At 73.9% G+C, this 12741-nt stretch carries 13 protein-coding genes; 6 read left to right on the top strand and 7 right to left on the bottom strand.

Going from position 1 to position 12741, the window contains the following annotated elements; all coding sequences use genetic code 11:
• Positions 1 to 7: 7 nt before the first annotated feature.
• The gene (locus tag IE311_RS27180; RefSeq protein ID WP_189834465.1) at positions 8 to 499 is read right to left on the bottom strand and encodes an HAD domain-containing protein; all 492 of its coding nucleotides are present in this window, start codon (positions 497 to 499) and stop codon (positions 8 to 10) included.
• A 196-nt stretch (positions 500 to 695) separates the two neighbouring features.
• Here IE311_RS27180 and IE311_RS27175 point away from each other — a divergent pair, with 196 nt between their 5' ends.
• The 3 genes from IE311_RS27175 (at position 696) to IE311_RS27165 (ending at position 3847) form a co-directional block, all read left to right on the top strand.
• A complete protein-coding gene (locus tag IE311_RS27175; protein ID WP_189834464.1) occupies positions 696 to 1181 on the top strand; it encodes a MarR family winged helix-turn-helix transcriptional regulator in 486 nt (161 codons plus the stop codon).
• Between the two features lie 231 nt (positions 1182 to 1412).
• The gene (locus IE311_RS27170; RefSeq protein ID WP_229902198.1) at positions 1413 to 2825 is read left to right on the top strand and encodes an MFS transporter; all 1413 of its coding nucleotides are present in this window, start codon (positions 1413 to 1415) and stop codon (positions 2823 to 2825) included.
• Positions 2822 to 3847 carry a helix-turn-helix transcriptional regulator gene (locus tag IE311_RS27165; RefSeq protein ID WP_189834463.1) on the top strand — a complete coding sequence of 342 codons (1026 nt, stop codon included), beginning with the start codon at positions 2822 to 2824 and terminating at the stop codon, positions 3845 to 3847. The genes IE311_RS27170 and IE311_RS27165 overlap by 4 nt, the downstream gene beginning before the upstream one ends.
• On the opposite strand, the gene IE311_RS27160 is transcribed toward IE311_RS27165, so the two are convergent.
• The 3 genes from IE311_RS27160 to IE311_RS27150 all read right to left on the bottom strand — a co-directional run bounded on the left by IE311_RS27160 (position 3744) and on the right by IE311_RS27150 (position 7202).
• On the bottom strand, positions 3744 to 5756 hold the full coding sequence (locus IE311_RS27160) for a HelD family protein (RefSeq protein WP_189834462.1): 2013 nt from the start codon (positions 5754 to 5756) through the stop codon (positions 3744 to 3746). The two genes, IE311_RS27165 and IE311_RS27160, sit on opposite strands and share 104 nt — an antisense overlap.
• 70 nt (positions 5757 to 5826) lie before the next feature.
• The gene (locus IE311_RS27155) at positions 5827 to 6477 is read right to left on the bottom strand and encodes a TetR/AcrR family transcriptional regulator (protein WP_189834461.1); all 651 of its coding nucleotides are present in this window, start codon (positions 6475 to 6477) and stop codon (positions 5827 to 5829) included.
• Entirely contained in the window at positions 6474 to 7202 is a 729-nt protein-coding gene (locus tag IE311_RS27150; protein WP_229902197.1) for a TetR/AcrR family transcriptional regulator, read from the bottom strand. Before IE311_RS27150 ends, IE311_RS27155 begins: the two co-directional genes overlap by 4 nt.
• A gap of 263 nt (positions 7203 to 7465) precedes the next feature.
• Between IE311_RS27150 and IE311_RS27145 the strand changes: the two genes are divergently transcribed.
• Both IE311_RS27145 and IE311_RS27140 read left to right on the top strand, forming a co-directional pair.
• A complete protein-coding gene (locus tag IE311_RS27145) occupies positions 7466 to 8413 on the top strand; it encodes an ATP-binding cassette domain-containing protein (protein WP_189834459.1) in 948 nt (315 codons plus the stop codon).
• Positions 8406 to 9173, top strand: coding sequence for an ABC transporter permease (locus tag IE311_RS27140; protein ID WP_189834458.1), 768 nt, complete (start codon positions 8406 to 8408; stop codon positions 9171 to 9173). The genes IE311_RS27145 and IE311_RS27140 overlap by 8 nt, the downstream gene beginning before the upstream one ends.
• A 9-nt stretch (positions 9174 to 9182) precedes the next feature.
• Here IE311_RS27140 and IE311_RS27135 read toward each other — a convergent pair whose 3' ends face one another.
• Positions 9183 to 10427, bottom strand: coding sequence for a GNAT family N-acetyltransferase (locus IE311_RS27135; RefSeq protein ID WP_189834457.1), 1245 nt, complete (start codon positions 10425 to 10427; stop codon positions 9183 to 9185).
• Positions 10428 to 10509: 82 nt separating this feature from the next.
• Entirely contained in the window at positions 10510 to 11130 is a 621-nt protein-coding gene (locus IE311_RS27130) for an RsiG family protein (RefSeq protein ID WP_189834456.1), read from the bottom strand.
• Between the two features lie 139 nt (positions 11131 to 11269).
• On the opposite strand from IE311_RS27130, the gene dtd reads away from it, so the two are divergent.
• On the top strand, positions 11270 to 11695 hold the full coding sequence (gene dtd, locus IE311_RS27125) for a D-aminoacyl-tRNA deacylase (RefSeq protein WP_189834455.1): 426 nt from the start codon (positions 11270 to 11272) through the stop codon (positions 11693 to 11695).
• A gap of 78 nt (positions 11696 to 11773) precedes the next feature.
• Here the strand turns inward: dtd and ygfZ are convergent, their stop codons facing one another.
• Positions 11774 to 12739: a CAF17-like 4Fe-4S cluster assembly/insertion protein YgfZ gene (gene ygfZ, locus IE311_RS27120; protein ID WP_189834454.1), complete on the bottom strand. Its 966-nt coding sequence runs from the start codon at positions 12737 to 12739 to the stop codon at positions 11774 to 11776.
• Positions 12740 to 12741: the final 2 nt, after the last annotated feature.

Raw genomic sequence — 12741 nt, 5'->3', positions numbered from 1 at the left:
GGCCCCGTCACGCCGCCCAGGCCGCGAGCCGTTCGTAGTCCGCCTCGGTGAGCCCGCGGCCGGGGTCCACCCGGTGGAGCAGCGCCGGGCCGGGGTGATGGGCGGCGACCCAGGCGCGGTCGGCCGTGCCGATCTCGTCGTCCACCCAGGCGAACGGCCGCCCGGCCGCCCACGCCACCAGTTCCGGTGTCTTCCAGTGGAGTCCGGGCACGGGAGCGGGCCCGTCCCCGGGAGGCCAGGGAAGGACCGGCGCGACGGGCAGTCCGAGGCGCGGGGCGACCCAGGCGTTCGCGTCCTCCTCCCAGGTCGTCGCCCACACCAGTTCGTACGGCAGGGCCGCGAGCCGTGGCCCGTGCGCGGGGTCGAGCCGCGCGAGGAGCGGGCTCACGGACGAGGGCGGCGTCGGCGGGTATGTCGGGTACGCCCGGCCGTCCGCCGCCCCGAAGGGGATCAGCGGGCCGTCCACGTCCAGGAAGAGCAGCGGGGAGGGGTCTGTCATGCCTCCATCGTGACCCGGCGCGCCCGCGGCAACCCCGGCGTCTCCGTCGCGACCCGGCGCGCCCGCGACAACCCCGGCGTCTCCGTCGCCGACCCGAACACTCCGCCCCGACCCCCCGCCCCCGGCCGCCGGAGCGGACCCCACTCGTCCTCTTCCCGATAATCCGCCACGGATCGAATCTCGTACCCTGGCAGACATGACCGCCATGGCACCCACCCGCACCGAGCCCGACCTCTCCTACCTCCTCGACCACACCAGCCACGTCCTGCGCACCCGGATGTCCGCCGCGCTCGACGCGATCGGCCTCACCCCCCGGATGCACTGCGTCCTGGTCCACGCCCTGGAGGAGGAGCGCACCCAGGCGCAGCTCGCGGAGATCGGGGACATGGACAAGACGACCATGGTCGTCACCGTCGACGCCCTGGAGAAGGCCGGACTCGCCGAGCGCCGGCCGTCGAGCACCGACCGGCGCGCGCGGATCATCGCCGTGACCGAGGCGGGGGCCGAGGTCGCCCACCGGAGCCAGGAGATCGTCGACGGTGTGCACGAGAGTGCCCTCGCCTCTCTCCCCGACGACGAGCGCACCGTGCTGCTGCGCGCCCTGAACCGGCTGGTCACCGGCCATCTGAAGACCCCCGTCGAGAGCCCGAGGCCCGCCCGCCGGGCACGCCAGCGCGGCTGAGCCGGCCCGGACCCCGCCCGCTCCCCCACCCGGTCCCCCTCACGCCCGCACGCCCACTCCCCCACCCCAAAACCCGTTCCGTAAAAAATAGTCTGCAACAAAACCTTCTGCTAACGTCTCTCCTGTCGGCTCCACCGAACAGGAGTGATCCCCGTGCCCCTCTCCCCCCGCACCGCCCCCTCCCCCCGCACCCCCTCCCGTCGGCTCGCCCTCGGCGTCCTCGCCACCGGCATGCTGATGACGATCCTCGACGGCAGCATCGTCACCGTGGCGATGCCCGCCATCCAGAGCGACCTCGGCTTCACCCCCGTCGGCCTCAGCTGGGTCGTCAACGCCTACCTGATCGCCTTCGGCTCGCTCCTCCTCCTCGCCGGCCGCCTCGGCGACCTGATCGGCCGCAAGCGGATGTTCCTCGCGGGCACCGGGATCTTCACCGCCGCCTCCCTCCTCGCCGGTGTCGCCACCTCCCCCGGCGTCCTCATCGCCGCCCGCTTCCTGCAGGGCGTCGGCAGCGCGATGTCCTCCGCCGTCGGCCTCGGCATCCTCGTCACGCTCTTCACCGTGCCGAGAGAACGCGCCCGCGCCATCGCCGTGTTCAGCTTCACCGGCGCCGCGGGCGCCTCCCTCGGTCAGGTCCTGGGCGGTGTGCTCACCGACGCCCTCGCCTGGAACTGGATCTTCTTCATCAACCTGCCCATCGGCCTCGCCACCCTCCTCGTGGCCCTCCGCGCCCTCCCCGCCGACCGGGGCCTCGGGCTCGGGGCCGGCGCCGACGTCCTCGGCGCGCTGCTCGTCACCGGCGGACTGATGACCGGGATCTACGCGGTCGTCAAGATCGAGGAGTACGGGGCCGGTTCGGCGCACACCCTCGGCCTCGGCGCGCTCGCGATCGCCCTGCTCGCCGGATTCCTCGTCCGTCAGGCGAAGGCCGAGAACCCGCTCATGCCGCTGCGGATCCTCCGCTCGCGCAGCGTCTCCGGCGCCAACGCCGTCCAGATGCTGATGGTCGCCGCGCTCTTCTCCTTCCAGATCCTCGTCGCGCTCTACCTGCAGAAGGTCCTCGGATACGGCGCCGCCGAGACCGGCCTCGCAATGCTGCCCGCCGCCGCCGTGATCGGCGCCGTCTCGCTCACCGTCTCGGCCCCCCTCATCGCCCGCTTCGGCGAGCGGAACATCCTCCTCACCGGCCTCGTCCTGCTCCTCGGCGTCCTCGGTCTGCTGACCCGCGTCCCCGTCCACGCCTCCTACCTCACCGATCTGCTCCCGGTGATGCTGCTCGCCGCCGGGTTCGGCCTGGCGCTCCCCGCCCTCACCTCGCTCGCCATGTCCGGCGCCGAGGAGAAGGACGCGGGCCTGGCCTCCGGTCTCTTCAACACCACCCAGCAGATCGGCATGGCCCTCGGCATCGCGGTCCTCTCCACCCTGGCCGCCACCCGCACCGAGTCCCTCACCGCGGCCGGCCGGCCCGCCGCGGAGGCCCTGACCGGCGGCTACCACCTGGCCTTCGCCGTCGGCGCCGGTCTCCTCCTCGTCGCCCTGGCCATCGCCTTCACCGTCCTGCGCCGCCCGGCCGCCCGCCCGGGCACCCGGCCCGAGCCGGTGGCGCCCGAGGGTGCGAAGGTCCCGGCGACAATGGCTCCATGAGAGCCGACCGACTCGTCGCCGCCCTGCTCTTCCTGCAGACCCGGCAGCGGGTCACCGCCGCCGAACTCGCCGCGGAACTGGACGTGTCCGAACGGACCGCCCGCCGGGACCTCGAAGCGCTCGCGAGCGCCGGGGTCCCGGTCTACTCCCAGGCGGGCCAGGGCGGCGGCTGGTCCCTGGTCGGCGGAGCCCGTACCGATCTGACCGGCCTCACCGCCCCCGAGATCCGCGCGCTGTTCCTGCTGACCGGGCCGGACACCGGCGCGAGCCCCCGGACCAGGACCGCCCTGCGGAAGCTCGTACGGGCCCTGCCCCCGCCCCTGCGCGAGGGCGCCGAGGCGGCAGCCCGCGCGGGGGTCTCCGACGGCACCGACTGGGCGGGTACGGAGACGGCGGAGGAGGCCCGGCTCGGCCCGCTCCAGCGGGCGGTGGTCGAGGCCCGGGAGGTCAGGATCGGCTACGCCCGCCCCGGCCGGGAGGTGCGCGAACGGACCGTCCAGCCGCTCGGGATCGCCACGAAGGCCGGGGTCCGCTACCTCGTCGCGGACACTCAGGACGGGCTGCGGACCTTCCGGATCGACCGGGTCACCTCCGTGACGGAGACCGGCGCCCCGGCCGTACGGCCCGACGGCTTCGATCTGCCCACCGCCTGGCGCGCGCTGGCCGCCCGCATGGAGGTCCGGATGGTCGCCGCGACGGTGAGAGGCCGGGCCGCCCCCGGCACGGAGCCGGTCCTGGAGGGCGTGATCGGCGGGCGGATACGGTACGGGGAGCGCGCCGGGGACGGCTGGACGCCCTTCGAGGCCGACGGCCCCTCCCCCGAGGTGATCGCCGCCCGCCTTGCCGGTCTCGGTGCCCGCGTGGAACTCCTCGACCCGCCCGAGGCGCGCGCCGCCCTCACCCGGATCGGCGCGGAACTCACGGCGCTGTACGGGCGGTCGAGCGATCCGGCCCCCGCACCCCCAGCCACTCCGGAAGCTCCGCCGCGTGCACCAGCGTCAACCGGGACACGGCACGGGTGAGCGCCACGTACAGGCGGTTGGGTCCGCGTGCCTCGGCCGCGACGATCGCGGCCGGTTCGACCACGACGACATGGTCGAACTCCAGGCCCTTGACGACGCTCGCGGGCAGCACGGTCACCCGCTCCTCCGTCTCGCCGCCCTCACGTACCGCCTGCTCCACCGCGCCGACAAGGCCGTCGGCGGTGATCACGCCCACGGAGCCCTCCGCCGTGAGCGCCTCGCGTACGGCCTCACGCGTGACGGCGAGGAGGTCCGTCCCCCGGCGGAACGTCACCTCGCCGTCCTTGCGGACCGAGCGGCCCGCCGGGACGTCCGCGCCCAGGTGCGGAAGGAGCCGGTTGGCGAGGTCCACGATCGCGGCGGGGACCCGGTAGCCGAGGGTGAGGGGCACCACGGGCGCTCCTGCCTTGCCCAGATGGGCCAGTTGCGTGTCCCAGTCGCGGGCCGCCCACGGGGTGGTGCCCTGGGCCAGGTCGCCGAGGACGGTGAGCGAACCGAACGCGGTGCGGCGGGCGATCGCCCGGCACTCCATGGGCGAGAGGTCCTGGGCCTCGTCGACGACGACATGGCCGTAGCTCTCGGGACGCTCGATCAGGCCCGCCAGTTCGTCGAGGAGGACGAGGTCGGCGGCGGTCCAGCGCGCCGAGCGGAAGGAACGCGGCGGCCGTTCCCAGCGGATCGCCGCCCGCTCGGCCCCGGTGAGGGCCGGATCGGCGGGGTCCGCGAGGAAGCCCGCGAGCACCTCCTCGGGGGTCGTCCTCGGCCAGCACGCGTCGAGGAACGCGGTCAGCGCCCGGGCCCGCTCGATCCGGCGCGCCCAGGCGGCGCCCATGGGGCCCCAGCGGCGTTCGGCGCGGAGCTGGAGGGCCCGGACGATCCGGGCGCGGACCCGCTCGCGGCCCGTCGCGTAGGGCGGTGCCTCCGCCCGTACGTCCGCGACGATCTCGGCGAGCCCGGCGGCCGGCAACCGCCAGTGGGACGAGCCGTCCGGGACGGCGAGGTCGTCCGCCGGGGCGGGGTCGACCCTGCCGTACAGCGCGCGGTGCAGCACCTCCGCCATCCTGGCGTCGTGCTTGACCCGGGCCGCCGCCCCGCCGTCCTCGGCGCGGACCGGATGGCGGGCGATCTCCTCGTCGAGGGTGGCCTGACGGACACCGGTCTCGCCGAGCGAGGGCAGCACCTCGGCGATGTAGGAGAGGAAGGCCCGGTGGGGGCCGAGGACGAGGAGGCCGGAGCGGCGGATCCGCTGCGGATGGGTGTAGAGCAGGTATGCGGCCCGGTGCAGGCCCACGGCGGTCTTGCCGGTGCCGGGCGCGCCCTGCACACAGAGGGAGGCGGCCGGGTCGGAGCGGACGAGGTCGTCCTGCTCGGGCTGGATGGTGGCGGCGATGTCCCGCATCGGGCCCACCCGGGGCCGCTCGATCTCCCCGGCGAGAAGGGCACTGACCGTCACCGTCCCGCCGGCCGTGAGCTGTTCGTCCTCCAGGGCGGTGAGGTCCTCCGGGGCGCCCTCGCTGTACGGGGCCCAGCCGAAGCGGCGGCGCCGCAGAACGCCCTGCGGATCGTGGGCGCCCGCCTGGTAGTAGGCGCGGGAGACGGGGGCCCGCCAGTCGACGACGAGCGGCGGGGCGGCGGGGTCCTCGCCGATCCGGCGGCGGCCGATGTGGTGGGTCTGCCCGTCGTCGAGGTCGAGGCGCCCGAAGAACAGGGGGCCCGGCGGCTGTTCCCTCATCTCCTTGGCGCGGCTGCGCAGGTGCCGGCCGAGCGCCTCGGCGTCGGCGCCGGACGCGGCGGTGTCCTCGCCGGTGACGACCTGTTCGGCGACGTCCTCGGTCATACGGATCAGGGCGGCGCGGCAGGCGTCGTGGTGGGAGCGTTCGCGGGCGAGCTCAAGGTCCAGTGACGTCATTCCGGCAAGCCTAACCGAAAACGTTACTGGGTTACATTTTTTACCTGTCTACAAGAGCGGCGTACGGCGCTCAGTACGGGAGCCCCTCCCGCAGCGCCCGGAACGCGAGACCCGCCGCCTCCACCGCGCCCTCCGCCACCTCGTCGGCCGTCTCCCCGCCGGCGATCCGGCCCGTGTTCTCCTCCGCGAGGACCCGCAGCACCGTCACGACCTGCCCGGCCGCGAGCCGCGCGAGAAGCGGGTCACCCGCTCCCTCGGGGCCGGCGGCCAGCGCGTCCGCGAGAGCCTCCTCCGACCTCACCCGGTACGCGTGGAGGCGACCGACCAGGGCCGGCGTGCCGTACAGGAGCCGGAGGTACGACAGGACCGACGGGTGGTCACAGAGCCCGGTGACCGGATCGCGCCGGGCGAGGCCGTCGAGCAGATGCGCGTACAGCGCGTCGAGCGGGGCCGTACCGGCCCGGCGCCCCTCGGCCACCACCCGCGCCGACTCGTCCTCGTGATCGGCGAACCGGTGGAGGACGAGGTCCTCCTTGGCCGGGAAGTACCGGAAGAGGGTCGGCTTGGAGACCTCGGCGGCGGCGGCGACCTCCGCGACCGAGACGGAGTCGAAGCCCCGCTCCAGGAAGAGCGCGACGGCCGCGTCCGACAGGGCCTGCCGGGTGCGCTCCTTCTTCCGTTCGCGCAGTCCGGGGACGGCGGCACCGCGGTCCGGGGTCATGAGGCACGCCCTTCCACCAGCACGGAGACCCCGTCCAGGATCCGGTCGAGACCGAAGCGGAACTCCGTCTCGGGTTCGTCGGCGACGTCCATCGCGCCCGAGGCCAGCACGCGCGCCACCTCCGGATACCTCTCCGGGTCGGCGAGCCGTCGCAGGGTCCTGGCGTAGCGGGCGAGGACCTCCTCGGGGCTCGCGTCACCCGCCGCGATGACGGCGGCGAGATCGGCCATGACCAGGGCGTCGCTCCGGACGAACCCGCCGACCAGCAGGGCCACCGAGATCTTGCCGCCCGCGTCGAGGCCGGTGCCCTCCAGGGCGACGAGGGCCTTCTCCCACCAGGCGACCAGATGCGGTGTCGCGGGCGGGCCGGAGACGGGGAGCCGCAGCATCCAGAGGTTGCGGTGGTAGATCTCGCGCAGCGCCCAGGCCCAGGCCTCCAGCGCCTCGCGCCAGCCGGTGCCGGGCGGGAAGAGCTCGGGCGGGGCGCCCGTCGCGGCCTCCTGCATGAGGATGTACAGCTCGCTCTTGGCGGAGACGTACCGGTAGAGCGACATCGTCGAGACGCCGAGCTCCTTGGCGACCCGCCCCATGGAGACGGCGCCGAGGCCCTCGGCCGAGGCGAGGGAGACGGCCGCGTCGACGATCCGGTCCAGGGTCAGACCGGGCTTGGGGCCCTTCGAGGGCCGTTCCCGCAGCCCCCAGGCCGCCTCGATGCCCGGCGGCAGAAAACTCCCGCCACCGCCCGCCGCGCCATCGCCGCTGCCCGCCGCGCCACCGCCGTCGCCCGCCGCGCCGGCGCCTCCACCGCCGCTGCCGCCCGCATGTCCCTCGCCGTTCGTCACAACCCGCCGCCTCCCGGCCACCTCGCACGCTTGACGCCCATCCTAGTAATGCGTAACCCTTACACAGTAACGCGTATGGCATACGCAGTACGCCGACGGGCGCCCGTCCGCACGACCGGCGACCCCCTAGCCCAGGGAGCACACCCATGCCTCCGGCCATCGAAGCCACCGGCCTCACCAAGACCTACGGAGACGTCCGCGTCCTCGACGCCCTCGACCTCCACGTCGCACCCGGCACCGTCTTCGCCCTCCTCGGCCCCAACGGCGCCGGAAAGACCACCACGGTCCGCATCCTCGCCACCCTCACCACCCCCGACGCCGGCCACGCGCGCGTGGCCGGGCACGACGTCGTCACCGCACGCTCCCGGGTCCGCCGCGCGATCAGCCTCACCGGACAGTTCGCCGCCGTCGACGAGGCCCAGACCGGCACCGAGAACCTGTGGACGGCGGCCAGGCTCTCCGGCCTCTCCCGCCCCGCAGCCACCCGCCGCGCCGCCGAACTCCTCGAACGCTTCGGCCTCACGGAGGCCGGCGACCGCCTCACGAAGACCTACTCCGGCGGAATGCGCCGCCGCCTCGACCTCGCCGCCGGCCTCGTCCGCGACCCCGGCGCGACCGAGGTCATGTTCCTCGACGAACCGACCACCGGGCTCGACCCGCGCAGCCGGCAGGAACTCTGGCAGGTGGTCCGCGAACTCTCCGCCGGCGGCACGACGGTCTTCCTCACCACCCAGTACCTGGAGGAGGCCGACCGGCTCGCCGACCGGATCGCGGTCCTCGGCGCGGGCCGCACCCTCGCCGAGGGCACCCCCGACGAACTCAAGGACCGGTACGCGGGCCACCGCCTCGACGTCGTCGCGTACGACCGGGAGAGCTACCTGCGGCTCCACACCCGCGCGGAGCCCGGGGCGGGCCCCGACCCCGAGACGCACACGCTCGGCATCCCCACCGACGGCAGCGCCGCCCACGTACGCGAACTCCTCGACGCACTCGACCCCGAGCGCCGGGACATCGCCCGCTTCACCCTGCACACCGCCACCCTCGACGACGTCTTCCTGACCCTCACCGCCGACAAGGAGCCCAGCCATGTCTGACGTCCTCACGGGCGGACTCACCGCCGCGGGCACCCTCGCCGGGCGCGGAATCCGCCTCAGCCGCCGCAACCTCGACGCCGTCATCACCTCGATGATGATGCCGATCATGCTGATGCTGGTCTTCGTCTACTTCTTCGGCGGAGCCATCGAGACCGGCACCGGATACGTCACCTACGTCGTCCCCGGCGTGATCGTCCTCTGCGCCGGCTTCGGCGCGGCGGGCACCGCCGTCTCCGTCAGCGAGGACATGAGACTCGGGGTCGTCGACCGCTTCCGCACCCTCGACATCGGCGGAACACCGTTCCTCGCCGGGCACGTCGCCGCCTCCGTCACCCGCAACACGCTCTCCACCACCCTCGTCCTCGGCGTCGCCTTCCTCATCGGCTTCCGCCCCGCCGCCACACCGGGCGGCTGGCTCGCCGCGATCGGACTGCTGCTCGCCTACGTCACCGCCGTGTCCTGGCTGGCGGCGGCCGTCGGCCTGCTCACCCGAACGGCGGAGGCGGCCGGCGCGGTCACCTTCTTCATGATGTTCCTGCCGTACCCGAGCAGCGCGTTCGTGCCGATCGACACCATGCCGAGCTGGCTGCACGGCTTCGCCGAGCACCAGCCGGTGACCCCGCTGATCGAGTCGCTGCGCGGCCTGCTCCTCGACCAGCCCGTGGGGAACTCGCCGTGGATCGCGCTGGGTTGGTGCGCGGGCCTGCTGACCCTGGCGGTCGCCGCGTCGGGCTTCCTGTTCCGGCTCCGCACCCGCTGACGGGGAACCTCAGAAGATGTCGGGCGAGAAGGGCCGCAGCGGCGTACGGAACAGCAGGTCCGCGCGGGCGGCCGCGCCCGCCGTGAGCTCCTCGACGCGCCCGAGCCGGGAGAGCCGCACCGCCGACTCGTCACCGAAGGCGAGCGTGCTCAACTCGGCGATGTCGAAGGCGAGATCGGCGGACTCCGTCGTACGGGCACAGGAGACGCCGTCCGGGGAGGCGTCGAGACGGTAGCGCCCGCCGGCGAGCCCGTCCCCGTCCCGCAGATCGAGCACCAGACCGTCCGCGACCGGATACGTCCGGCCCTCCAGGACCCGGACGACGTCCAGGACCCGGACCCACAGCATGTCCACGTGCGTCAGCATCTTCGCGGCGCGCGGGTCCGGCAGGAGCAGCGGCAGCGTGTCGTCGGGCGCCCGGTAGCCGGAGCGGACGGTGCTGATCCAGTCCACGGAGCAGACGTAGTGCCACAGGGCGTGCTCGGCGGCGGGGGTGAAGGCGATCAGGTCCCGCACGGTCGCCGTGTTCATCGGCTGCTTGGCGTCGTCCCACTTGTCGTCGGACGTGTAGGCCACGAACCCCTCGACATCGCCGGACTCCGCGCGGTACAGCGCGTAGAACGGCTCCTTCCACGGCTCGCTCCGCTCACCGAGACCGGTGCCGACCGCCCAGTCGCGCGGAGAGCGGTGGGTGACCCCGGCGCGGACACCACCGAGCCGGCGATGCACCTCCGGCCCGACCTTGCGGATCTCCTCGGCGTCGGAGAGGTCGATCCGGCCGCCGTCCTCCGGGCGGCCCGAACGGCGCGGATCGAGTCCGGTCCGGCGGACGTCCACGCTCCACTCGGCGGCCCAGCTCGCCGCACCGAAACCGAACCGCCCGTAGATCGGGTACTCGGCGGCGATCAGGGTGGCGATCGCGTCGCCCCGCTCCTTCGCGACGGCCAGGTCGGCGGTCATCATCCGGCTGAGCAGTCCGCGCCTGCGGTGCGTCGGGGAGACGGTGACCTGGGTGATCGCGTCGGCGGTGAGGCTGCCGCCGCCGACCGTGCTGACCTCCTGCCGGAAGGACCGGAAGGTGGCGACGAGCCGGTCCCCGTCGAAGGCCCCGAGGGTCCGCGCGAGGTCGACGTTCGCCAGCCGGTCGGCGACCTCCCCGTCCGTCACGACCGGCGGCAGGAGGAAGCCGGTGCGCAGGGCACGCTGCCAGTCGGGGAACTCGGACTCCGTCACCGTGCGTACGTCGACAGTCATCCCTCGACCCTACGCAGGGCCCCGACCGGCCCGCACCCGAGTTTCCCCGGGCCCGGAAGAGCGGCCCGGGCCCCGCCGTGCCTCACGCCAGCAGGTCGTCGACCTGCGCCTCGCCCTCCCGGTAGCGTCGGGCGATCTCCGCGCTGCAGTCGTCGGCGGTCCGCTGGAGGGACTGCCGGCGCCGCGAGATCTGCTGCTCGTACCCCGCGAGCCGCCCCATCCCGGTGTGCAGCTCGTCGTCCGTCCGGGCCGTCAGGTCCGACAGCTCGACCTCCGACAGCATCTCGGTCGCGAGCCGCCGGTACTCCTCGCTGCGCGGCGTCGACAGCGTCACGTGCCGGGCCGAGGTCCGGTGCCGGGACGGCACGTCGGCGAGGATCTCGGAGAGCCGGTCGAGGACCGGGGATTCCGGATCCGTACGACGCGCCAGCTCGGCCCGCAGGATGTCGATCCGGCCCTGGAGCATCCGCCGGAGGTAACTCAGGTCCGCCTCGTCGCTCTGTGCCTCCCGGCGCAGCGCCCGCAGCTCCGGCAGCCGCAGCGCCCCGAGCTCCGGCTGTGCCCGGTCCGGCAGGGCGGGCTCGGCGGTTCGCTGCACGGGTGGTCGCGAGGCCGGGGCTCCGCCCGGTCCACCGCCCCGGGTTCCGGCGCGGATCAGCGGTACGGGGCCGGACGGCGTCGGCCCGGTGCCAGGTGCACTCATGAGAATCGTCCCCTCGACCGGTGCGGAGCCGCACCGCCTGACACGCATGGTGCCACTCCTGCCCGCACGCGTGCAGGCGCTCTGCACCCGTTCGGCCCCTCATCCGTCGGACCGGCGGCCGCTCGGTAGGTTGGGACGCATGCGTGCAGTGGTGCAGAGGGTCGACGGCGCGAGTGTCGTCGTCGCAGGGGAGACCGTCGGTGAGATCACCGGCGAGGGTTTGTGCGTGCTGGTCGGGGTGACCCATGACGACACCCCGGAGAAGGCCGCCCAATTGGCCAGAAAGCTCTGGTCCGTCCGGGTACTGGACGACGAGAAGTCGTGCTCGGACGTGAACGCGCCGCTGCTCGTCATCTCTCAGTTCACGCTCTACGGAGACGCCCGCAAGGGCCGCCGGCCCACCTGGAACGCGGCGGCGCCCGGCCCCGTCGCGGAACCCCTCGTCGACGAGGTCGTGCGCCGGCTGCGGGAACTGGGCGCGCACGTGGAGACGGGCCGGTTCGGAGCGGACATGCGCGTCTCGCTCACGAATCACGGCCCGTTCACGGTGCTGATCGACGTCTGACCGACGGCCGAACGACGGCCCGACGGCCCGGGGCCGTGCCCGTCGGGCTTCCGACGGTCACGGCTCAAGGCCTACGGTCTACGGCTCGACGACGGTCTCCTGGGCGGCGGCCGTCGTCCCGGCGACCAGCGGGGCGTCCACCGGCACGTTCCGCTTCACCAGGGCGAGGGCGATCGGCCCCAGCTCGTGGTGGCGGACGGCGCTCGTCACGAAACCGAGCTGCCGGCCCTCCTCGCCGTCCGCCGCGAGACGGATCGGGGTGCCGTGCCCGGGCAGCAGCACCTCGCTGCCGTCCAGGTGCAGGAAGACCAGGCGCCGCGGCGGCTTCCCCAGGTTCTGCACCCGGGCGACGGTCTCCTGCCCCCGGTAGCAGCCCTTCTGGAGGTGGACGGCGCTGCCGATGAGACCGACCTCGTGCGGGATCGTGCGATGGTCGGTCTCGAAGCCGAGCCGGGGCCGGTGGGCCTCGACGCGCAGTGCCTCGTACGCGAGGATCCCGGCGGCCGGCCCGTGCGAGGCCGCGAAGGACTCCAGGTCGGCGCGCGGCAGGAAGAGGTCGCGGCCGTGCGGGGTCTCCCGTACGGCGGCGCCCTCGGGCACCTCTGCGATGGAACCGGCCGGGAGGTGGACGACGGCGATGTCGTCGGTGCGGTCGGCGACCTCGACCCGGTAGAAGAACTTCATCGACTCCAGGTACGCGACGAGTTCCTCCCGCGTCCCCGGCTCGACGTGCGCCCACACCGTCTCGCCGTCGTCGACGAGGTACAGGGCGTGCTCGATGTGCCCGTTCGCGGAGAGGATGAGCGCCTCGGTGGCCCGCCCGGGCGGCAGGTCGGTCATGTGCTGGGTGACGAGCAGGTGCAGCCAGCTCAGCCGGTCGTCACCGGTGACGGCGACGACACCGCGGTGCGAGAGGTCGACGAAACCGTGTCCGCCGGCGAGGGCGCGCTGCTCACGGAACAGGTCGCCGTAGTGCGCGGCGACACCTTCGTCGCGGCCTTCGGCGGCGACGGCGCCGGGCAGGGACAGCAGAGGGCTCTTCATAG

Source organism: Streptomyces zaomyceticus (genome assembly GCF_014656215.1).
In the GTDB taxonomy this organism is placed as follows: Bacteria; Actinomycetota; Actinomycetes; order Streptomycetales; family Streptomycetaceae; genus Streptomyces; species Streptomyces zaomyceticus.
The sequence above is the reverse complement of the archived record's forward strand: the minus strand, read 5'-3'. Positions and strand labels throughout refer to the sequence as shown.